Source organism: Novosphingobium aquiterrae, from assembly GCF_042434435.1.
Classification (GTDB): Bacteria; Pseudomonadota; Alphaproteobacteria; order Sphingomonadales; family Sphingomonadaceae; genus Novosphingobium; species Novosphingobium aquiterrae.
Genome location: NZ_JBHLTL010000001.1, coordinates 438,605 through 461,631 on the forward strand (window position 1 = coordinate 438,605; position 23,027 = coordinate 461,631).

At 61.6% G+C, this 23,027-nt stretch carries 14 protein-coding genes and 1 pseudogene; 6 read left to right on the plus strand and 9 right to left on the minus strand.

All coding sequences use genetic code 11. From position 1 onward, the window contains the following. Window positions 1-583 precede the first annotated feature (583 nt). From ACFFF7_RS16135 to ACFFF7_RS02165, 3 genes and pseudogenes are all read right to left on the minus strand, one after another. Window positions 584-820 (minus strand): annotated as a pseudogene (locus ACFFF7_RS16135) (IS6 family transposase); the annotation flags it as partial. Window positions 821-877: 57 nt separating this feature from the next. Further along, window positions 878-2,614, minus strand: a complete 1,737-nt coding sequence (locus ACFFF7_RS02160; RefSeq protein WP_379479717.1) for an N-acyl-D-amino-acid deacylase family protein — start codon at window positions 2,612-2,614, stop codon at window positions 878-880. Window positions 2,615-2,719: 105 nt separating this feature from the next. Then, window positions 2,720-4,297: a methyltransferase regulatory domain-containing protein gene (locus ACFFF7_RS02165; RefSeq protein ID WP_379479718.1), complete on the minus strand. Its 1,578-nt coding sequence runs from the start codon at window positions 4,295-4,297 to the stop codon at window positions 2,720-2,722. A gap of 307 nt (window positions 4,298-4,604) precedes the next feature. On the opposite strand from ACFFF7_RS02165, the gene ACFFF7_RS02170 reads away from it, so the two are divergent. Continuing rightward, entirely contained in the window at window positions 4,605-9,695 is a 5,091-nt protein-coding gene (locus ACFFF7_RS02170; RefSeq protein WP_379479719.1) for a type VI secretion system tube protein Hcp, read from the plus strand. Between the two features lie 185 nt (window positions 9,696-9,880). Here the strand turns inward: ACFFF7_RS02170 and ACFFF7_RS02175 are convergent, their stop codons facing one another. After that, entirely contained in the window at window positions 9,881-10,528 is a 648-nt protein-coding gene (locus ACFFF7_RS02175) for a LuxR C-terminal-related transcriptional regulator (RefSeq protein WP_379479720.1), read from the minus strand. A gap of 231 nt (window positions 10,529-10,759) precedes the next feature. After that, a complete protein-coding gene (locus ACFFF7_RS02180; RefSeq protein WP_379479721.1) occupies window positions 10,760-11,356 on the minus strand; it encodes a polysaccharide biosynthesis/export family protein in 597 nt (198 codons plus the stop codon). 267 nt (window positions 11,357-11,623) lie between these two features. On the opposite strand from ACFFF7_RS02180, the gene ACFFF7_RS02185 reads away from it, so the two are divergent. The 4 genes from ACFFF7_RS02185 (at window position 11,624) to ACFFF7_RS02200 (ending at window position 17,336) form a co-directional block, all read left to right on the plus strand. After that, a complete protein-coding gene (locus ACFFF7_RS02185; protein WP_379479722.1) occupies window positions 11,624-12,379 on the plus strand; it encodes a sugar transferase in 756 nt (251 codons plus the stop codon). A 1-nt stretch (window position 12,380) separates the two neighbouring features. After that, window positions 12,381-14,012, plus strand: a complete 1,632-nt coding sequence (locus tag ACFFF7_RS02190; RefSeq protein WP_379479723.1) for an outer membrane beta-barrel protein — start codon at window positions 12,381-12,383, stop codon at window positions 14,010-14,012. Window positions 14,013-14,094: 82 nt separating this feature from the next. Then, on the plus strand, window positions 14,095-16,203 hold the full coding sequence (locus ACFFF7_RS02195) for a GumC family protein (protein ID WP_379479724.1): 2,109 nt from the start codon (window positions 14,095-14,097) through the stop codon (window positions 16,201-16,203). Beyond that, a complete protein-coding gene (locus tag ACFFF7_RS02200; protein WP_379479725.1) occupies window positions 16,200-17,336 on the plus strand; it encodes a glycosyltransferase in 1,137 nt (378 codons plus the stop codon). The genes ACFFF7_RS02195 and ACFFF7_RS02200 overlap by 4 nt, the downstream gene beginning before the upstream one ends. A gap of 16 nt (window positions 17,337-17,352) precedes the next feature. On the opposite strand, the gene ACFFF7_RS02205 is transcribed toward ACFFF7_RS02200, so the two are convergent. The 4 genes from ACFFF7_RS02205 to ACFFF7_RS02220 all read right to left on the minus strand — a co-directional run bounded on the left by ACFFF7_RS02205 (window position 17,353) and on the right by ACFFF7_RS02220 (window position 21,357). Continuing rightward, window positions 17,353-18,429 carry a glycosyltransferase family 4 protein gene (locus ACFFF7_RS02205; RefSeq protein ID WP_379479726.1) on the minus strand — a complete coding sequence of 359 codons (1,077 nt, stop codon included), beginning with the start codon at window positions 18,427-18,429 and terminating at the stop codon, window positions 17,353-17,355. A gap of 32 nt (window positions 18,430-18,461) precedes the next feature. Beyond that, window positions 18,462-19,346, minus strand: coding sequence for a glycosyltransferase family 2 protein (locus ACFFF7_RS02210; protein WP_379479727.1), 885 nt, complete (start codon window positions 19,344-19,346; stop codon window positions 18,462-18,464). 147 nt (window positions 19,347-19,493) lie between these two features. Further along, window positions 19,494-19,778, minus strand: coding sequence for a hypothetical protein (locus ACFFF7_RS02215; RefSeq protein WP_379479728.1), 285 nt, complete (start codon window positions 19,776-19,778; stop codon window positions 19,494-19,496). A gap of 241 nt (window positions 19,779-20,019) precedes the next feature. Further along, entirely contained in the window at window positions 20,020-21,357 is a 1,338-nt protein-coding gene (locus ACFFF7_RS02220; RefSeq protein ID WP_379479729.1) for a cell wall hydrolase, read from the minus strand. 212 nt (window positions 21,358-21,569) lie between these two features. Between ACFFF7_RS02220 and ACFFF7_RS02225 the strand changes: the two genes are divergently transcribed. Continuing rightward, a complete protein-coding gene (locus ACFFF7_RS02225; protein ID WP_379479730.1) occupies window positions 21,570-23,015 on the plus strand; it encodes a glycoside hydrolase in 1,446 nt (481 codons plus the stop codon). The last annotated feature ends 12 nt before the right edge of the window (window positions 23,016-23,027 follow it).

Consider the following 23,027-nt stretch of genomic DNA (forward strand, 5'->3'; position numbering starts at 1 on the left):
GGTATTTTGTACCAGTGCGCATTTGTCTGGCATCGCGACTTCAATCATGTTGACAGGCGTGAAAGCCCGCAAAGTCCGGCATAGATTACGAAGCCTGATCGCCATTCGCAGCGAATTGGCGGATCGATGACATTGATCGCAACGCTTCAATCCATGAAGCTCTGCCGCTGGGCCTGTTCGTCCTAGCGTCGAGCATTACCGTTCTGCAGGTCGCCGCCAACCCGCTCGGCAACGTCTGGGAAGTGACTGCGGACTTCGAACGCGCCGGGCTCGATCCGCAAGACCGCAACAGTACCCGCGGCCCGCCACGGGCGTGATCCAGGTCTGGGATCGCGCAATGTCAGATTCCGACTGGTCCATGACAATTGGCCGGTCCGCTGATGCCCGGCTTGAACCTTGCGCGCCGCGCGCTGCTGCATGGCACACTGGCTACAGCAACTGCGGATGCTGGAGGCGGCACTCAAGCGCGGCGTCCCGATCGACGCGCCGGGATCCACAGTCACCTCGGCAACACGCCGGGACGGCCAATCGACGAGCCGGCCTGGCGCAACTTCCTCGAGCAGGTGGAAGGCATGGGGCTCGCCATCCTGGGTACCCGCTGGCGCCGGATGTCGCCGGCGAACATCGGCCCGAACCGGTTCCACCAATGCCATACGGTCTCATGGCATAGGTCGAGCCAGCGTTCGTACAGCAGGTCCTCGACGTTCCGCAGCGACAGAGGAAATCACACGTACATCATCACGACCAGGCGAATCACCTCGGGAGAGGAGTTGAAGTAGCGAAACGGACTCGGCGACTTGGCTCGGGATTTACGTGGCATCGGGCGCTGGTAGCAGGTGCCCGGTTAGTCTGAAAGTGCCCTGCCCTGCCCCCTCGTCTACGCTGCGGCAGCCAGGCCCTGGCGCCGGACCAGCCGCCCGGGCAGCGCCCCGGTGTGGAGCCCGTCGCGATAGGTCACCTTGCCGGACACCACCGTCGCGACGATACCTTCGGCGCGCTGGTGCATGCGCTTGCCGCCGGCCGGCAGATCGTACTGGATCGTGGGGACGTGGAGCGCCAGCCGCTCAAGATCGATCACATTGAGATCGGCCTTCATGCCCGGCGCGATCCGCCCGCGATCGGTCAGCCCGATCAGCGCCGCCGGGCGGCTGGTCAGTTCGGCAATCGCATCCGGCAAGTCGATCCGTTCATCCGCCGCGGCATCGCGCGACCAGCGCTGAAGGTAATAGACCGGGAAGCTGGCATCGCAGATTAGGCCATAATGCGCACCGCCATCGGCAAGCGCCATGACAGTGTGCGGGCTGCCAAGCATTTCGCGGACGGACTTCAAGTCGCCCTGCGTGTAATTGGCTGCGGGCAGGTAGAAGACTGCGTGTCCATCGTTTGCGAGCAGGGCGTCATAGGCATAATCGTCAAGCATGCGTCCGGCCGCTTCGGCGCGTGCGTCAACGCGGTCCTGCTTTGCCGGTTCGTAGTTCGGGCTGTCCGCCCACTGATAGGCAGCGCGGAACGCGGCTATCAGCATGAGGGTGGTGGGATTGGAATCCTCGGGCTGTTCGGCAAGCAATTTCTCGCGGAATGCCGGGTCGCGCATGATCGCCACCCGCTCTGCCAAGGGCAGTTGGGCAATGTCCTTGTAGCTCGGATGGCTGCTGAAGTGGTGGACCGACAGGTCCAGCCCGAAGAACATGCCGACCGGCCGCGGCGCGACCTGGCCACGCATTTCAAGCCCGTCCGCCGCCGCCTGTTTCAGCCCCTCCATGTGGTAGCGCCAGCCATCGCCGGGCTGGTTCGGCACGTCGAGCAAAGTGAAGGAAACCGGACGGCCCGATTGCTCGGCCACCTGGCGCAAGATGGGAAACTCGGTCTCGGCGGGCTCCATCGGCGCGGGGATGATCTGGAACACGCCCCCGTTTGCATCGGTCAGACCCCCCGCCAGGGCGCAAAGCTCGTCCACGTCCGAATAGAGGCTGGGCGCAAGATCGCCGGCCTTAGTGCGGTGCATGACATTGCGCGATGTGGTGACGCCAAAGGCGCCTGCCGCGATCCCTTCCGCCACCAGACTGCGCATCGCGGCAAGGTCCTCGGCCGTCGGCGCTTCCTTGCGCGCCGCCCGTTCACCCATGACATAGACCCGCACGGCCGAATGCGGGATTTGCGCGGCAATATCGATATCAAGTTCGCGCTGGTCGAGCGCGTCAAGATATTCGGGGAAGGTCTCCCAGTTCCACGGCAGACCTTCGACCATGACCACTTCGGGGATATCTTCGATCCCTTCCATCAGCTTCACCAGGGTATCGCGCTCAGCCGGGCGACAAGGCGCAAAGCCAACCCCGCAGTTCCCCATTACCGCCGTGGTCACGCCGTGGCCCGACGAAGGAGAGAGACGGTCTTCCCAGGTCACCTGACCATCGAAATGGGTGTGCACGTCGACGAAGCCTGGGGTGACGATCATGCCCTGGGCGTCGATCACCTGATCGGCTTCGGCATCGATGTCGCCCAGGGCGGCGATCTTCCCGTCCTTGACCGCGACATCGCAGCGACGCGGCGCGGCGCCGGTCCCATCGTGCATGGTCCCGCCACGAATGATCAAATCATAGTGCGCCACAGCCATTCTCTCCCAATTCAGTCAAAGCCGGATTCAGTCCCGTTTCGCAATTGATTCCACATGCGGCGGGCGGGAGCAAAGGGATTCGCGCGACCGCGCAATTCCTGCTGCTCAATTCGGTTCGAGAAGCGCCAGCTGTTCGAGTTGCAACAAGGCCCGGTCGATCAGCTGCCGCGCCTTGGCAGTCCGGTCGCCCCCCGGTGCTGCAGCGATCAGCGCTGCATCAAGCCTGCCGGCCTCGATCAGCCTGAGCAGGTGGCTGACAAGCGCAGCGCGATCGTTGCTGCCGTCGAGCATCGGGACAAGCACTGCGGAGACGGCATCGAGACGCAGCGGCGCGTGGCGCTGGCTGGTTGTCCACGTTTGCCCGGCGTGCAATTCGCTGCGCGCGATCGGCCATGCCGACGGCTTATCGGCCGCCGCCTTGCCGACTTTCAGTGGAACCGCCGACATGCTGGCCAGCTTGGAAACGATCACCCGCAGCAGCGACCCTGTGATCCGCTCAGCCGCCCGGTCGCGCGGAATGCCTTGGATCACTGCTGGATCGTCAAGCAGATCGGCAAGGGGCAGTGTTTCCGGCCAGACTGCGCCCAACCGGTCAAGCGTGCGGGCGACGAGTGCGTCGTTGGTGGTGATCGTCCGCTTCTGCCGATCGCGCAGGATCAGCGCGTCGTCTCGACTTTCGCCCGGCACCAGCCGCAGCTCGCTGGCAAAGTGGAGTCCGGCGATCCGCTCCGGCCTGGCGTCGCGCCGGATCGCATCGGGGTTGTCGGTTCGGCACAACAGCGACTGGCGAAACTGCCGGCCGAGGACAAAGTCGAGCGTCTGGCCTGCGCTGACCGGATCGGATCCCGCCAGTTCCTTGACCAGTTGGTCCATGTCCGGGCTGACCAGTTGCGGCAGCGCGGTATGGAGGTCTGTGTCGCAGAGATAGTCGAGTCCTGCGCCCGAAGCGCGCGCCATGAAATCGCCGAAACTGCAGGGGGCGTTCTCTGCTGATAGAAACTCGCCGAGAATGTAGCTGTCGGGCATGGCGGCCAGCTGCTTTGCTTCGAGCCGCAGCAATTGGCCGTAGGGGGTCTCTTCACGACTGGCCGCGGCAAGCCGTTCCAGCAGGGCGCGCCCCTGCGCCACCTGTTCGAGCGGTCCACCTGCCTGGTCGGTGTGCAGGCAAAAAATGTCGCGGATAACCTGGCGCAAGCGCCAGCCAGGCAGGACATTGTAGCTGACATAGGCCAGGCCGGCGGGCGACAGGTTGCGGCCGAAGATCTTCAGGATGCCCTGCTGCGCCGCGGGCGGTGCCCAGCTGTAGACTCCATGACAGATGATGTAGTCGAACGTGCCGGTGACCAGGCCAGGCTCCGCAAGATCGCCCTGATCGAGGGTGATATTGGTCAGCCCGGCGGCCGCGATGCGCGCACGGCCGAGCGCGACGTGCCTGGCCGACAGGTCGATACCGGTAAACTGGGCTTCGGGAAACCGCGCGGCCAGGGGGATGATGTTACCGCCCGATGCGCAGCCCAGTTCGAGCACACGCGCGGTCTTGACGGGCGGCGGCGTCAGTCCGAACAAGGTCGCCAGTGCCGCCAGGTTGGCAGGCTGGGTGTGCGCGAACGGCATCGAATCATAAGGGACCGTCTCGTAATGTCCGCCAGGTCCGGCCGCAGATTCGATCTCGGTGTCGGTCACGTTCGGCGGCATGTTTGGTCGGCTTTCGCTGGCTACTCAGGGACCTGCCGGCCTGGCACGCCGATTGCGCCGCCCCCTTGCTGTGTGATCCTAGAACGCGGTGATTCCCAATGCAGCACATTTAATTGTCAGCAGTTTCAATGCAAAACTGTCGGACGCTCCATTCGGGGACGATAAACCGCCCAAAAGGCCTTCGCTTTTCAGCCCATTCAGTCAAACATGAGAACGCACCGAGTCGACTCGGGCATTTGGTCGGGCGCATTGTCGGCAAGCACTCTTGCCGTCCCAACAGACAGGGGAATGCGTCGTGGGCTTCAGGTACTTCATCAGAATCAACGGGATTTCGGGCGACTCGACCACGCAAGGTTTCGAGGGCTGGTTCAATTTGCTGGACTTCTCGTTTGGCGCTTCGAACTCCGGCGGACTGGTGTTCAGCGATCTGGTGGCCGGCAAGACCAACCTGCAAGACCTTTCGGTTGCCATCGACAATTCGACTTCGCTGACCGCGCTGCTGGCGGCGCTCAGCAGCGGTGCCGACCTCGGTTCGGTCGAGGTGCGGGCAATCAACGACGATGGCCAGGTGATATACGACCTGACCCTCAACGATGTCCGCCTCAGTTCGATCACCGAAGGCGAAAGCGAGGGCGGCAATGCCGCCCCGATCGCCTCGTTCAATTTCGGCACCTTCGGCCTGGTTACCCACGAGCAGAACCCAGACGGCACGCTCGCACCGCCCGAGTCGGTCGGCTGGAGCGTATTGACCAATACGCCGGTCGATCCCGCCAGCCTCGACCATCCAACGAGCACCAGCACCGCCCCCAGTGCCGAACCCGTTGCCTATTTCCTGCGGATCGACGGCATCGATGGCAATTCGACCAGCAAGGGCCACGAAGGCTGGTTCGAGCTGCCCTCGTTCAGTTTCGGTGGGTTCAACGCCGTCAGCGCGTCAGCCGGCGGCGGCGGCGGCGATGTCAGCAAGACGGTATTCAGCGACCTGTCGTTGCTGTTGTCGGACAACCTGGCACTGTCCGCCCTGTTCACCCAAAGCGTCAGCGGTGCCTCCATTGCGGCACTTGAAATCGAGGGCGTGTCGGCATTGGGCCACACGGTCTACGATCTGACGCTTAATGACGTGCTGGTCACTTCGGTCCAGCAAGGCGATACGCGTGGCGGCATTTCGGAGACATCCGCGACGTTCAGCTACGGCCAGATCGGCCTGGTCACCAATGCCGAGCTGCCTTCAGGCGCGCTTGGCCCAGACCGCGCGTTCGGCTGGGATCTTACCACAAGCAAGGCGATTGCCCCGGCAGATCTGATCGAACCAAGTGCCGGGTCGGCCGATCCGGTGCTCGATCCCGTGTCCTATTTCTTGCGCATCGACGGCATCGATGGGGATTCGTCGGCCAAGGGCTTTTCCGAATGGATCGAACTCGAATCCTTCAGCTTCGGTGAATCGATCTCCGGTGCGATCAGCGGCGGATCAGGACTGCCTTCGTTCTCGGATATCGCGCTGGTCTTGCGTGGCAGCACTGCGCTGACTGCGCTGATGTCTGCCAGCGCCACCGGGGTCCACATCCTGTCAGCGGAGATTCGCGGCGTTGCTGGCACCGGGATATCGGGGACCAGCGTGGTCTACGACCTGACGCTCAACCACGTGCTCGTCTCGTCCGTGCAACAGAGCGACGCCAGCGACGGCGACAGCGTGGACTACAGCTTCATTAACCTCAACTATGGCCAGATTGGCCTGGTCACCACCAGCCTCAATCCCGATGGTTCGGCGGGCACGCAGCACAGCTTCGGCTGGGATCTGACCACCAGCAAGGCGATCGAGCCGGCAGATCTGCTGACTCCCGACAGCGGTCATGTCGATCCGGCGGGCAGTGCGGTCACCTACTTCCTCAAGATCGACGGCGTTGCCGGCGATTCGCTCGATACCAATCACAAGGGCTGGTTCGAGATTTCATCGTTCAGCCTGGGCGAAAGCAACAGCGGTTCGGCCGCATTGGGCGGCGGCGCTGGTGCGGGCATTGTCAATTTCGGTGATCTAAACGTCAACCTGCAAAACAACGGCCTGCTCGCTGCGCTACTGCTCGACAGCGCGGCTGGAAAATACCTGCCAGCGATCGAGATCGAAGGCGTGACCAGCAGCGCATCGGGCCAGCAGCGGACGGTTTACGACCTGACGCTCAATGAAGTGCAGGTCAGTTCGATCAGTCACAGTGCCTTCGGCGGCGAACAGCCATCGACCGCGCTGAGTTTCCACTACGGCGAAATCAGCGTCGTGACCAATTCGCTCAATTCCGACGGCACCCTTGGGCCCAGCCAGTCATTCGCTTGGGACGTTGCAGACAACAAGGCGATCACCCCCGCTGACGTCGCGGCGCCGGTCGCTAGTGGCGCACCTTCCAGCCCCGCTCCGACGACTTATTTTCTCAGGATTTCAGGTATCGACGGCGATGCGACCAGCAAAGGACACGAAGGCTGGTTCGAATTGCCGGCGTTCAGCTTCAATCTGACCAACGTGCCGACTTCGGCCACCGGTTCAGGTGCCGGAGCGGGCATCGCCAGCTTCTCCGATCTCAATGTCCTGCTTACCGACAATACCGCGCTGGCTGCCTTGCTGTTCGAATCGGCCAGCGGCAAATTCCTGACTGCGCTGGAAATCGAAGGGGTCAACGCAGCCAACCAGGTCATCTACGACCTCACCCTCAACGGCGTTCACGTAAGCTCGGCACAGAGCAACGCGTCCGAAGGGGCGGACGGCATGGCAACGGCCTATTCGTTCGGTTACCAACAAATCAGCCTGGTGACCAACAGCGTGCTGTCGAACGGCACGCTTGGTCCGGCGCAGACCTTCGGCTGGGATTTGGCGAACAACCGGCAGCTCACCACTGCGCTGACAACGCCGATAGCGGGCAACAACGATGGCGCGGGTGATCCCGTGGCCTATTTCATCAAGATCGACGGTATTTCCGGCGATTCGACCAGCAAGGGTCACGAAGGCTGGCTGGACCTTTCGTCGTTCAGCCTTGCCGCGTTCAACCCCGTCAGCCTCACCGCAGGCAGCGGTGCCAGCGCTGGCAGGATCTCATTCTCGGACCTGTCGATGATCCTGTCCGGCAGCACCGCCCTGGCGGAGCTGCTCGCGCTCAATGTAGCGGGAAGCGAGATTCGGGGCATCGAGATCGAAGGCGTCGCCGCTGGCGGACAGGTCGTCTACGACCTGACCCTCAATCATGTTCTGGTCACTTCTGTCGCCATGAACGGATCGGAAGGCGCGGATCCGGTGACGGGCAGCGTTGCCTTTACTTTTGCCCAGATCGGACTGGTGACAACCGAGCTTCACCCGAACGGCTCGCTGGGCGACGATTTCTCATTCGGATGGGACGGTGCCGAAAATCGCCCGATCGACCCTGCCACGCTTTACACACCGGCCGATTCGCCACCGAGCGTGACCATTTCGGCGCAGGTGCTCGATCACGATACCGGAGCGTCGGGTTCCGACCTGGTGACCAGCGACGGTCACGTTACCTTGACCGGCACGGCATCCGACAACGGGTCGATCGTCAGCGTTCACGTGTTCGACGGACTGACCGACCTCGGCCAGGCGAGCTTGAACGGAACCGACTGGACGTTCAGCGCCGACCTGGCACCGGGAATCCACAACCTATACGCTGTCGCGACCGACAATAGCGGTTCAACCGCCGAGACTGCAGTGCAGCCGAGCATCACCGTCGATGGCACCGGGCCGCTCGTCAGCGTCACCAGCCAGGTCCTGACTGTCGACAGCGGCGCTTCCGGCGCAGACCTTGTCACCAACGACGGCCGCGTCACCCTGACCGGGACCGCTTCCGACGCCAACGGCGTGACTGGCGTGCATATCTTCGACGGTGCCACCGATCTGGGTGCGGCGACGCTCAATGCCGGAAGCTGGAGCTTTGCCACGACGTTGGCGGCGGGCGCGCACACGCTGCGCGCGGTCGCCACGGACACTGCGGGGAACACGACATCGTCCGCGGTGCAGCCGAGCATAACCGTCGATGGCACTGGGCCGCTCGTCAGCGTCACCAGCCAGGTCCTGACCGTGGACAGCGGCGCTTCCGGCGCAGACCTTGTCACCAACGACGGCCGCGTCACTCTGACCGGGACTGCTTCCGACGCCAACGGCGTGACCGGCGTGCACGTGTTCGACGGTGCCACCGACCTGGGTGCGGCGACGCTCAATGCCGGAAGCTGGAGCTTTGCCACGACGTTGGCGGCGGGGGCGCATACGCTGCGCGCGGTTGCCACCGACACCGCCGGAAACACCGCTTCGTCGGCGCTGCAATCGCAGATTGTTGTCGATACGACCCTTCCGACGGTTGCCGTGACCAGCCAGTTGCTGACCAACGACACCGGGCTCTCGGCCAGCGATCTGGTCACCAGCGACGGGCGCGTCACCCTGACCGGGACGGTGGGCGACAACACCGCGGTCGCCAGTGTTCGCGTGTTCGACGGCGCGACCGACCTCGGCGCGGCGACGCTGGTCGGCAGCACCTGGACCTTTGCCACGACGCTAGCGGTCGGAACGCACAGCCTGCGCGCGGTGGCCAGCGACAGCGCCGGCAACACGGTGCAGACGGCCACCCAGCCCCAGATCAGCGTGGTCGCCTATGACCCAATCGTGGGCCAGACCGGGCAGACGGTGGTCGGCGGAACGTCGCACGAGGACACCATCGTCTTTGCCGGCAGCAACACTGTCATCACCGCTGGCGGCGGCGATGACCTGATCGCGATCAGGGCCGGCGCCACCGCAGGGCTGCATTATATCGATGGCGGCACCGGGATCGACACGCTCGACCTGTCGGCGCTGACCACGGCGAATACGGTCAACCTCGCGTCGATGATCGCAACCGGGCCGCAACTTGGCGTTACCGCGCTGAGTTCGATCGAGAACGTGATCGGCGGCAGTGCGGTCGACACGATCACGGCCAGCGCAGCGCGCAATGTCTTTACCGGCGGCGGCGGCGCAGACAGGTTCGTCTTCGCCACGCTCAACGCGGCGGCCAACGGCGCAACCTTCGTTCCAGGCACCGGGGACATCATCAAGGATTTCCGTTCCACACTCGACGGAGCGGGTGCCTTGCACGACATCATCGATCTGCGCGGGATCGACGCAATCCAGGGCGGCAGGGATGATGCATTCGTCTTCAATGCCACCCCGTGGGACGGCACCGGCAACCAGTTCACCGGCGCAGGCCAGCTTCGCTACCAGTACGTATTCGATGGCCAAGGGCAGGAACACACGATCATCGCCGGCAATGTCAATTCCAGCGGGCAAGGCAACGGTCTGCTCGCCGACTTCCAGATCGATCTGCTTGGCCACCACCTGCTTGGCGCGAACGACTTTATCGCCTGACGTATCGCACGATAGGGAAGGACTTTGACTGCGCCATACTGGGGCGACTGAGCGCTTCGATTCGAGCGGGGTCAGATATGGTCGCGCGCGTCGACAGGTTATGTGTCGAACCGATTGCACGCCCTTGTCGAAACTGAGGTGGCAATAAATTGGAAGCCCACGCTGACGGACTGAACCGTGGTTCCCTAGGCCGCAGCCTCGATCAAGCCGTTCGAGCTCGCCCAAATAGCTGCCTGAGTCCGATTGCGGACCTTCAATTTGCGCAGGATGGCTTTGACATGAACCTTCACGGTCGCCTCACAGACTTCGAGCTGCCGAGCGATGATCTTGTTGGGATAGCCCGCCATCAGACAGCACAACACATCACGTTCGCGCGGCGACAGATTTGCCGCGTTGGTCTCGCTGGAACTGCGCACCTGGATAGCCTTGCTCGCAGGACGGAACGCCAGTGCATCGACCAGGTCCGACGGCACCACGCGCTCACCCTGAGCGGCCAGACGAAGCGCCGTGATGAGCGGCTGAGAGCGAATGGACTTGACGATATAGCCCTGGGCGCCGGCCATGAAACACTCGGACATGGCATTAAGATCGAAGCGTTCGGCCAGTACTACGGGCAAAGCCCAGGTGGACAGCGCCTTTATCTCGGCAACTGTTCCTGGCTGAAGACTGGAATCGGGTTCATCGACGACCACCAGGAAGTTCGTGTTCGACGCCACCACGTCTTCGACCACGCAGCCGGATTCAAGTACCTCAAATCCATCACTTCGCAGAAAATGTGCAAGCCCCTCGCGCGAGATGTCGCTGGAACTACGAATTTGCACCTGATTGCACATGGTCTTCCCCTGAAATCAATGGTCGCTCCCTCAATTATCTTGGCCTTGCAGAGCCTTATGGCTTTCAACAGGGCAAATGCGACTCACTGACCGGGTCAGTCATGAAAAGCTGCCTTAAGCTAACGGATTAATCAACACGTCTAACGATGGCGGATACCTGACTGCCCCATGACGGGACATTTACCGTGTTGCTTGGCTTGCTGGGCATTCGCAAACCGACTGGAGAGCGCACTAGAAGAAGGACTCGCGAACGGTAATTGTGTCACCCGGAGCGATCTTCAGCGCAGGCCCGTCCAGGCGGACCTTTTTAGCACTGGCCCAGTTCTGCCGCCGGAGCAGGATGGTCGACCGGTTCGCCCGGGGAGTAAATCCGCCAGCGCGTGCGACCGACTGTTCGAATGTCATATCGCCGCTGTAAGGATACTCTCCCGGCTGCTTGACTTCCCCAAGGATGTAGAATGGTCGATTGATGACGACCTCCGCGGCGACCCTGGGTACGAGGACATAACCTCCCGCTTTGAGCTTTGCCGCGATAGTTGCTGCGATTTCCTTTGGTGTGAGCCCATTCGTTGCAATCGGATCGATCAACGGCATCGCCAGTTCGCCCGCTCCGCCAATCTGGTACTCGCCGGTCAGCGACGGCTCATCAAAAACGGTAACCTTGATCTTGTCGCCAGCCCCGACACGGTATCCCACGGCAAAATCGTTGTTGAGCTGGGATGCCAGAAGCGCGGCTTCGCGCGCGGCGAGCGGCGCGCTGAACAAGGCGGCACCGGCCAGCATCGACAACGACAGTGCGCCGATCGCCAGGAACCTTGCTTGCAACATGACCGAACTCCTTTGCGTCCGCGCGGGGCGAATCGGACCTTGGCACGGAGAGACGAGCTTAAACGCGGGGAACGCTGCCTCCTACTATCCAGATGAGTGAAAGAGGCTGCGTGACAACGATAAATTAACTCATCCGAGTAGTCAGCCGGTACGCCCAATGCTCGGTTGTGACACGACGGGAAATCGTAAATCGTAAGTGCAGCGCGGCACAGGGAGTCTTCGATCGCGCTTGCAGACATTTCCCGGAAGGTTCGTGGCGAAAGCGCAATGCAAAAGCATGATGAAGGACTTGACCAGGCCCGCGTGGAAGGCACGAAGGTGCTATTCGCGCTGCCCATGGCGAGCGAGGTGGAAGCGACGCTGACCAAGCTGTTGCCACCCTCTGTGTTGGCGCCGGACATTCCGCGACGCCGCCCATTCGATACGCGGCGCATTGTCGACATTGCCTGCGCGCTTGTCCTTTTGGCGCTACTGGCCCCGCTGCTGCTCCTGATCAGCGTGCTTGTTGTCATGACGAGTCCGGGCCCGGCCATCTTTTCCCACCGCCGATTGGGTCTGGATGGAACAACCTTCCTGTGTCTGAAGTTTCGCAGCATGCGCAGCGATGCGGTTGCGGTCCTGCCAGCGATACTGGCCTGCAGTCAGGCACTGCGCGAACAGTGGGAGCGCGACCACAAGCTGGCCTCCGACCCGCGTGTCACGCCGCTTGGCCGTGTGCTTCGCGCGACCAGTCTCGACGAACTCCCCCAGCTGATCAACGTCTTGCGCGGCGACATGACCTTGGTCGGCCCGCGACCGATCGTACGCGAAGAGCTGCACCACTATGGCCGCTACGCTCGGCACTATTTCAGTGTGCGCCCGGGTCTGACGGGATTGTGGCAAGTGTCGGGCAGAAGCATGACAACCTATCGCCGCAGGGTCGCTGCGGACGTCTATTACGTGCGTTCGCGTTCGCTGCTGCTGGATACGCGCATATTGCTTGGCACCTTGCCCGCAGTCTTCAGCGCAGAAGGATCCTGCTGAAATGGCTCCGTCTTTTTACACCAGCCAGAGGATCACCAGCCAGATTGCCACGGACAGCGGCAGGCCAACGAGCAAGCCAAAAGCGAAGCTGCGCCTCGGCCGGACTGCGCTGGATCTGTTGGAATCGATCCGCTTCATTGTCGCTGCATTACTCACAATGGGTAATGATCTACCCTTTTCGGATAGAAAAGACCAGCGTTCGCGCAAAATACTCCAACCATCCGGTGCAGCTGGCAGGGGGTGGACGCGAGGCCGGAATGGAAAACACGTCAGGGTCGGTCTTCGCAGTCCAGCCGCGCTGCGATTGATACTGCTGGCACTTAGTCCCAACCCCGCGCGTCGGGCTGAGGCAATGGGCATAATCCAATTGGGTGACGGTCGTTTGAACGCGGTTCGAACGGCGACTCCGCGCTGGGCGATGCGCCTTGCACTAATTGCACTTTCCTTCACGGCTCGGGCCAGCTTTGCCCAGGAAGTCGATGTCGCCACTCCGATGACGTTGCTGGATCCAGTCCAAGGCGATGGCGTGCGCATCGGCAGCAGCCTGGTGCTGCATCCGGAAGTGTCCGCGGCTTTTCGCTATGACAGCAACATCTATAACCTTTCAGCACCCAAACGCGGCGATGCGGTGTTCGATCTGCAACCGCGCCTGACACTATCGACTGATCTACCACGACATCGGGTAGATTTGTTCGCCGCGGCCGATGTCCGGCGTTATGCCAAATATTCCGGCGAGAACAGTGAAGCGGGCGAACTGGGCATAAGGGCCTTGCTAGAACTTGCAGGACATATCGATGTGCGTCCCTCATTTGTCCTGGTCAGGGGAATCGAGCAACGCGGCACTTCGGGCGATCAGTTCCTCAGCGACAAGCCCGTTTCTCTCAACCGCAAGGAGTACGGGATCGAGATCGCCCGTGAACAGCGCCGTCTCGAACTTCTACTGTCCGCCAAGCTGAGCCAGACCGACTATGATGACGCCGCGATAAGCGGGGTGCCAATTGTGCTAAGTCAGCGCAATGTGATCGACCGATTGGCCTCGGCCCGCCTTGCCTACAACCTGGGCTCGCGCATCCAGGTCTACTCCCGATTTCAGCTGAGCAGCCTGTCATACCGAGATCCGGCGGCCAGACAGTTGAATTCGTCCGGATACGACATTCTGGCAGGTGGGCGCATCAGGGTTACCAACCAGATCGACCTGGATACCGGCGTGGGAATGATCCATCGATCTTTCGACAATTCCGCGTTCAAGAATCTCAATGCGGTGAACTTTGCCCTGACCGCATCGTGGACTCCGCGTCCGACCTGGCAACTAATCGCCGGCGCGGAGCGCCGCGTAGACCCCAGCCCGCTGTTCAATTCGCCGGCTATCTTCAGGACCAGCTTCAAACTTGAAGCCAAGCATCTGGTAACACCCAAACTGCTCATCGGGGTCAGGACGGGTCTAACCCGCGAAGAATATCGGGCCATCGCCAGGGTTGATCGCCGTTTCGCTATCGACGGCTCGGCATTGTACCGCCTGACGCCAAACATCGGCATTACCCTCGACGCCGGTTATCGCAAACAGGACGGCGGCTTGTCTGGTCGCACGTTCAGCGGCCTGGCAGCGGGCATCGGCGTGAAAGTCGTCGGATGACCCGCCGCGCCACAACCTTCCCGTCGGATCTACGGGCCATGCGAGTCAACATGCCATGACGCAGAACAACCCCATGCCAACAGTGACCAGCAGTCGCGATTTGGCGCATCTGGGCGGCAGCTCCGGTCCTGGCGAGGATCGACTGGACCTGAGCGAGTCTTTCTCGTTCTTTCGCCGTCACGCCGTCCTGATACTGGCGACCACCGTGGCAATCATGGCAATTGTACTGATCGCCTCCCTGATCCTGCCCAAGACTTATCGGGCCCGTTCGGCGGTGATGCTGACCAACAATGCCAGCGCCGCAGGTCAGACCGCGGCAACGCAAAACGGCCAGGCTGCGATCAGCAACCAGTTGGTGGAAACGCAATCCGAAGTGATCGAATCGCGTGACATGGCCGAGCGCGTCGTCACGGCCCTCGACCTCGGTGCAAAGTTGTCGCCCGCGGCAAAGGAAGACCTCCTTAGCGACATACAGCGGCGGGTCAGCGCGACCAGAAGCGGGGAGAGCTATGCGCTGTCCATCTCCTATGATGCTGCGTCACCAGGCGATGCCGTGCGCATGGCCAACGCATTTGCCACACAGTTCACCCAGTGGCAGCTTCGCTCCGATCAGGCGCGCAACGACGAAGCGCGCCGCGATACCGAGCTGCAACTGGAAGCACTGCGCGCCCAAGCGCAGAAGGATACCGAGGCCCTACAGCGGTACCGCGTTGCCAATAACCTGCTGTCGACATCGGGAAGTTCGCTGACTGAGCAGGAGATTTCGAACTTCAACCAGCAGGTGGCGGCGGCAAAGGCCCAGGCCGTCGAAGATCAGGCCAGGCTTGACACCGCCCTTGCCCAGCTGCGTTCCGGCTCGAACGGAGACGATGTTGGCGAGGCTCTCGGTTCAACCGTCATCTCGAACTTGCGCTCGCAGGAAAGCGAATTGGCCGGCCAGGTTGCCAACATGTCGTCGCGCTATGGCGCCAATCACCCTGAATTGATCCGAACCCGCAGCCAGCTCGATCAGGTTCGCCAGCAAATCCAGGCCGAAATCGGTCGGGTCGTGTCCAACCTCAAGGCAAAGGCCGACGTATCGAGCCAGCGCCTTGGTTCGCTAACCACCAGCCTTGGCGGAGCTCGGTCGAAACTGTCCCAGAACAATGTCGCGATGGTCGGGTTGAGCGAGCTCGAGAGGAACTCCGAGGCGTCACAAGCGATCTACGAAACGTACCTCAATAGCTACAAGCAGCTTCTTGCCGCCCGCGGCAGCGAACGTCCCAGTGCTGTGATCCTGACCCTGGCAAGCATGCCGAAGAATCCGGTCAGTCCGAACCTCAAGCTCAACTTGGCTCTCGCTGCGGTAATCGGCTTGGGGCTAGGCATCCTCGGTGCCTACATCGCCGAAGCGATGTTCCACGGCCTGACTACTCCGGATGAGATCGAAAGCCTGACCGGACAACAGTTCCTTTCCTCGATCCCGCTGCTGTCGTCGATCGGTTCAAGCAAGGTTGGGGCGATGGCAGCGGTGCGCGAAGAACCCTCTTCGATCTTCACCGAAGCGTTCCGCTCGCTTGGCACTTCGGTCGACATGGCGACAAACGGCACTGCTCAAGTTGTCGCGATTACCTCGGCCCTGCCCGGCGAGGGAAAAACAGTGATCTCGTGCTGCCTTTCACACATTTACGCGACCAGCGGATTGAAGACGATCCTGATCGATTGCGACCTGCGCCGCCACGGGATCAGCCGCCTGTTGAAGATTGATGACAAACAGAGCGGTCTGGTCGAAGTGCTTGAGGGCAAGGCCAAGCTCAATTTCACCAGCCTGCACAGCGATGATTACGTCTTCTGGACCTTGCCACTGCTACCGGGTTCGGAGGATGCCGAACACCTTCTGGCCGGTCCGGAGTTCACAGCCTTGCTCGACAAGTTGCGGACGCAGTTCGACCGGATTGTCCTCGACCTGCCTCCCGTGCTTCCGATTGCCTATACGCGCACTTTGGCCAGCCGTGCCGACGCAACCATCGTCGCCGCACACTGGCGCAAGACCTCGGCCTTCGCGCTACGCGCTGCGCTGCGGCGCCTGCCCGAAGACCACGTGCGGGTTGTTGGCGTGGCGCTTAACCAGGTCGATCTGCGCCGCCGCGCCTATTTCGGACGCTATGATCCTGCCTACTACTACAAGCAGTATCGCGAGTATTACGCATGATCGAAGCCGCAGGCGTCCAGCGCACGCCACCGGCAACACGGCTGAAATTTTCCGAACCGCGCGTTGCGATCGTCCATTACTGGCTGGTCGCGATGCGTGGCGGCGAAAGGGTTATCGAGCATCTGCTCAACCTCTATCCGGGCGCCGACCTGTTTACCCACGTGATCGACGCGGATCGCATGTCGCCAACCATCAGGGCGGCCAAGGTCACCACCAGTTTCATTTCCCGGCTGCCTTTCTCGCGCAGCCTATACCAATACTATCTGCCGTTGATGCCGCTGGCGCTCGAAGAGTTCGATCTGTCGGACTATGATCTGGTCATCAGCAGCGAATCCGGCCCGGCGAAAGGCGTCATCACCCGTCCGGGAAGCTTGCACGTCTGCTATTGCCATTCGCCAATGCGGTACTTGTGGGATCACTATCACCAGTACAAGAGCGATGCGAACTTGCTCGCCCGCATGGTGATGCCGGCTATGTATCACCGAATTCGGCAATGGGATGTCTCGTCAAGCACGCGGGTAGATCGCTTTGCGGCAAACTCGAACTTCGTGAAGCAACGGATAGAGAAGGTCTGGCGCAGAGAAGCCGAGGTTATTCATCCCCCGGTCGAAACAAGTTTGTACACGCCGTCGGTCGAAGCGGGCGATTTCTACCTGTGGGTGGGCCAGTTGGTTCCTTACAAGCGCCCGGACATCGCGGTCGAGGCATTTACCCTGAACGGTTTGCCGCTTGTTGTAGTGGGTGCCGGCAAGATGGCCGCAGCGCTCAAAAAAGAGGCTGGCCCGAACGTGACATTCGTCGATCGGATGGACTTCAACCAGCTTCGCCAAGCCTATGCCCGGTGCCGCGCGCTGGTCATGACCGCCGAAGAGGACTTCGGAATAACACCGGTCGAGGCGATGGCCTCGGGTCGCCCGGTCGTTGCATATGGACGCGGCGGCGCACTTGACAGCGTTATCGATGGTCGCACCGGACTGTACTTCGCTCAACAAGATAGTGCCGCTCTGATCGACGCGGTCGAGCGCCTGGACCGGTTTTTGCCTGACTTCGATTTTCGCGATTCGATAACGCAGGCACGCAAGTTCGCGCCGCATCACTTTGCGGACAAGATGAGGGTTCTGACCCAGTTCTGATGGGGCGCGCCAAGCGCTAATTATTGACTGCGTAGCTCTCGATCAGCCCGGCAAGCCTGGTCGCGGCGACGTGCCAGGTAAAGCGACGGGCGCGCAACCTGCCAGCATCGATCATCCTGCCTCGCTCGTCGTCTTCGATGTGCAGTCTGGCAATAACTCGGGCCCATTCCCGCCAGTCGCGCGGGTCGATCAACCGCGCCGCGTCTCCGACAACTTCTGGAATCGCGCCGGCGTCAGCGGCGATCACCGGACACCCGCAAGTCATGGCCTCCAGCGCGGGAAAACCGAATCCTTCGGTAAGCGAGGGAAACAGGAACATTTTCGCGTTCTGGTACAACGCCTTCAACTCGCCATCGGTAACACGGCCCAGGACCCGGATACGCCCGTCGTCGAGTGCAAAGCCAGTTGGCGGTGAACCGGCCAGAACCAGCGGCGGCAAATCCTTGTCATGCGTAGCGTAGGCCGCCAGCACGATCGCGATGTTCTTGTGCATGGCGGGATTGGCAAAGGCCAGCGCGTAGCCGCCCGCGGGAAGGCCGGTTCGTGTGAGCACCGAATGGTCTGCGACAACCCGTTCAAAATGATCGGCACCGTTCGGGACGACCTCAGCTTGTCGCTTGCCTGTGATGTTGGTTTGCCGCAGTCGTTCCCGCGAATAATTCGACACGGTCAGAACCATGCCACAGCGCCGAGCCAAGACCGGTTGCAGCAACCGATATGTCATTCGGAATGCTGCTCCATAGCTTTGTGGAGCGTCAAACGCCTGAGCGTCGTGAAGCATCACGATCTGCCGCCGGCGGACGACCGGCCCGATATTGCACAGACTCAGCAGTATCGCTTCGGGCATCATCTGCGGGAGTGCCAGCTGTTCGAACAGATAACCCCGCAATCGCGATCGCAGGATCACGGATTCAGCGGTCAAACAAAGCCGCGCGCGGATCTCCGCGTCGGCGGGCGCATCGGCCGGAACCGCACAATGGATGGTCATGCCGCGCACTTCAAGCTTGCCCAAGGCCCGGACAAGCTCTTGCGCTGTCCTGTCGACCCCTGTGGGCGATCTGGACAGAAAGCGGCCATTGATCAGCACGTGCATCGTTGAGTTTGGCCTGTCGATCGGCGCGGTTCTCAAAGCCTCTCGACGCGACCGGGATCGACGCGCCCGCGCAGCAAGTCGATGAACCCGATGGCGTTGCCGGCAAGCCGGCCGCGCCGGTCGATGTGCGGCTCCGGCCACACACTGCGCGCCAGATTGGAAGCGACATTGCGCGCCATGAGGCCGAAGCCGTGACGCAGACCGATGGTCTGCTTGCGGCGCAAGTAGACTATGTTTGCAATCTGCGAATAGCCGAAACGAACGCCCGAAATCCGACCAGATCGCGCGCCGAGATGAACACCGGTCAACTCGCGGGAGCGCAGCATCGTTCCGAATGATCCGAGCCGGTGGGAGAAGTCGACATCTTCTTGCCAGCCGTAAAGCGGCAGGCATTCGTCAAACCGAAGCGCTGGCGCTGCCGCGGTGCGGATCGCCATGTTACAGCCGTAAAGCCAGCTGGTTCTTTCCGTCTTGAGCCGCGGCGGGACATGGCTGTTTTCAAGAATGCGGACACCTTCAGTGAAAGAGATCTCGCTGGTGTGCGCCCCATCGGCAAGGAGCTGCCCGGTTAATCCGACCACGGCAGGATCAGCGGCCATCCGCCGCTCGACTTCAGCCAGATAGTCACTTTCGGGAAGAAAGTCGTCGTCAAAGAAAACGACAATGTCGGCGCGGCCCACCAGATGACGCAATGCCATGTTGCGCTGGCGGCAAAGACCTTTCTGCGAGATCAACACCTCGCTTCCAGGGAAGGCGCGGCTGACGCCATCGACGTCGCCGGCGCAGGTTCCCACTACCACGACGCCATCGGGTCGTCGGCTTTGTGACGCGAGCAGCCGCAGAACCTGACAAAGTATGGCCGCGCGTCCCACCGTGGCGATTGCGACATGGATTTTCAGAGGCGGCAGATCCGGCATCGAAGCGGGTTTCCTTAATCCTGCTCCCGTCGCTCGGAGGCGCCGAATGAAGCCGGAGCCCGTTTTAATGCCAATTGAAGCGGCTGCGTACGCGGCATTGGGGTCACCCCCCAAAAGGGGTATCGGCTCGCCGCAAGCAGCCTCCCATCAATTGGCAGCGCCGTCCTGCTCGATACGAGTTGCCAGCCCGCGCAACAAATCGGGGAGCTCCTCGTCAAGTTCGAACATGCGGTAGAGGTTTACTGTCGCGCCCAGCATGGCCAGGGCAACCGTGTGGCCAGGCATTCCTAGCCTGACGAACCGCGCGTATCCGTTCATCATTGTTTCGCTGATTTCGCTAAAATCGGCGAAATGGAGCGACGAGTTCTGGTCCAGCATCAAACTCTTCAGCCCTTCCGCAGCCGGGTTTGCCGATTTCTTGGGGCGCTTCATCTCAAGCCCCAATAATTCGGCAGGACTATGCCGGAAGATCGCCCGGCAATGCCACCCTGTCGTCCATGAACCTTACACTGATCGATCAAGCTGACCATGCCTGCTATCCTCCTTTCCACGGCCTAGTTCCTACGGCGCATGGGTCACCCCCACCACGAGTAGTCCATAGTGATAGTCCACCCCAGCGCGGCCACAGGACGGCAATTTGCGATCAGTCGAAATGAACCACCTTCGAGGGCGCTCAAGGTGACTGACGATCACGGATCAGGGAGCGGATCGCGTCGGGCCGGTCTGGCAGGCACTGATTGGGGTCAGGTCGCGGTGCCGTTGCGCAATCCCAGAATGCCAGGGTCATTCCCGATACGCGATCCCTTACTAGCAGAAACTGCGGTATCTCCTTAATTCGGTCCGGTAGCGCCTGATTGCGCAATGCGACCGCAGCATCGGAGTATCCGATAACGCGGCAGGCAATGCCGCTGCACTTTTGCAGAGCCGCCATGGCCCAGCGTCCTGATGGCTGCGCTGCGTCCAGTGCGAACACGATTGTCCCTGCAGGCGCGGAAGCCGGAAGCGGTCGCGATATGAAGGCTGGCGGGTCAACCTTCGTCAGTTCAGCCGCTTCGAATTTGATTTGAGGCTTGCGCGACGAAAGCGCAGCAGTGCCGCGTGCAAGCCCGACGAAATCCCCGCCCTCATCAACACCCAGACGCGGCAAGGCCATCGCATCTTCGCCTTGCGGGAGCATGGTCCTGCTCGGCCGCCCGGCTGCGCCGGGCCAGCGATAGAAAATGTGGCGACCAACGCGAGACAATGCCTCCAGCCGGGAACTCCACCATGGCGTGACGTAGTCCGCATGGTAGTGCGTCGCATTGGCGACATCACTGTCAACCGCGCCGTCGAGCGCACTTTCCGCCCGGGCGCGGGCCATTTGCCAAGCGATAGCCGTCGGCCTCCGGTGAACAAGCGATCCGTCGCAGGTGAAGCTGAACTGGCAACCCGTCCTGCGTTCGGAGCCTTGGAGAACGACGCCGCAGACGGTCTTGGGAAAAGCCGGATGCTTGACGCGATTCAGCACGACCTGAATGACCGAGCGCTGACTGTTTGCGTCATTTCCGGCTTCGTACCATGCCGCCGCAGCGAGGCAGGCGATCGCCTGATCGCGGGCGCCGGTGGTACCGGTAAACTGGAAGGGCTGCGCTGCAGCAAGCGCAGATAGCGGCGCAAATCGTGCAAAGCCGTTCAAGCCGGATCCGGCCAAGCCGAACCGATCCGACACGGGCCGGTCGAGCGCCGACGGGTACGGTGGAAGCGCGATTGGAAGCGGAAGGGCTTGCCCCGCAGCAAAGCCGGACGGACTCGGCGATGCGACCTGGGGCACGATGGCAGCCCGCGCGGACACGTCGCTATCCAGCCCCTTGACACTGACGCACAGCGGAATTGCGATAAGGATTGCCGCCAAGGACGCAAAATGGCGTGCCGAGGCATGATCGTGCGAAATCGCCGACAAGGTTGAACGCAGCGCAGTCGTCACGCGTGACTCCAGGTGGGCCAGAATATTACCATCGCCCAGCCCGGTCATTGTGCCACTTCATGGGTCGATCCCGCGATGTCGCATTCGGAGTACATGCTAATTAATCGGACTAGCCCTCGAGGTGCGCAGGTGTCTGCTTTCCTGCGTTTTGTCGCGGTGAGCCGTCCTCTGACCCGAAAGGGCTACTCCTTCTCCGACAGGGCAACGGACAGACCGAAATGCTAGCTTGGCAGCCTACTGAGGAAACAGGTTCCAAGCGCTTGCAGCCAACGTTTATCGCGGCAATTCAACTGGCAATCGGATTGGCAATCCTGCTGCGCGGGACCTTCACGTCCGCCTATGTCTTCATGCTCTACAGCGGCTTGCTGGCGGGTTCGGCGGCTTTGGTGCTTCCGGCACTTGGCGGATCGACTATCCCGCCGTTGCAGGTTGCTCTGCTCTTTGTCATTGTCGCCGCAGCGCTGTCGCCAAGCCGCAGCCTGCTCCTTCTGCCCGAGGCCGTTCGTGCCAACCGCTGGCTGCTCTGCTTTGCCGCTTACGGGATAGCCAGTGCCCTGCTCGCCCCACGCCTTTTTGCCGGCACAATGCAGGTCGCGCCACTGAAGCCGCTCGATTCACCGGATTTGTTCGAAACGGCACTTCTCGGTCCAAGCGCGCAAAATCTGACCTCGGCGGTGTATCTGTTCGGAATGGTCCTTGTCGCCCTGGCTGCCTATCTGGTGACGTGCACGCAAAGAGGCGGCATTGCCGCTCTAATTAGTACGGGGATCGGCATTGCTTGGGCCCATGTCGTGCTTGGCCTCGTCGTCATGGCGGCGCATGGAACGCCGCTCGACGCCATACTCAACCTGCTGCGCAACGGGAATTATGCGCAGCTGGATCAATCTTATCAGGGTTTCGTCCGCATCCGCGGCCTGTTTCCCGAACCATCGGCCTACGCCGACTTCGGCTTTGCCTTCATGGTTCTCAACGCGGAGCTATGGTATCGCTCAATAAGGCCTGGCGCGACCGGACCGGCGGCCTTTGCCCTGACCATGATCCTGACATTCAGCACCTCGTCAACCGCCTATGCCGCCCTGCTTGCCTATGGCCTGTTCTTCGTGCTGCGCGCGTTCCTGACGCCCCGACTGGCCCCGGCAAGCCGAATCCGGCAATTCGCCTTTGCGGTTCTGGTGATCGCCATCCTGGTTGCGGCAATGATGCTCATTGTGCCGGAATTGCCCGTGAAGTTCATGGACATGGTCAATGGCATGACGATCGGTAAGTCCGCTTCGGCGTCAGGACGACAGCGGCTATTCTGGGCGCTGCAGGGGTGGGATGCCTTTGTCGGCTCATATGGCATTGGTATCGGCCCCGGGAGTTTCCGCTCGTCCAGTCTTGTCACCGCAATCCTTGGATCGACCGGTGTGATCGGAATCGTTTCATTCGCCTTGTATCTGCGATCGGTGCTGCAACCGCGACGTCAATCGACCTATGGACGGGTAGCGCTGCTTGAACATTCCATCGGCGGCGCTTTTGCCGTGGCGGCCATCTTTTCGCTTATCCCGCTTGTCACATCATCGGCCAAACCCGACCCCGGCACCAACTTCGCCTTTCTGGCCGGAACAGCCCTGGCACTTAGGCCGAAGCAGCGACGCAAGGAGCGAGGGGAAGGCGCGCGCGCCATGACACTGCCACACGGCATGTCCCAGACGACGACGGCATGATGGGCTCGCCCC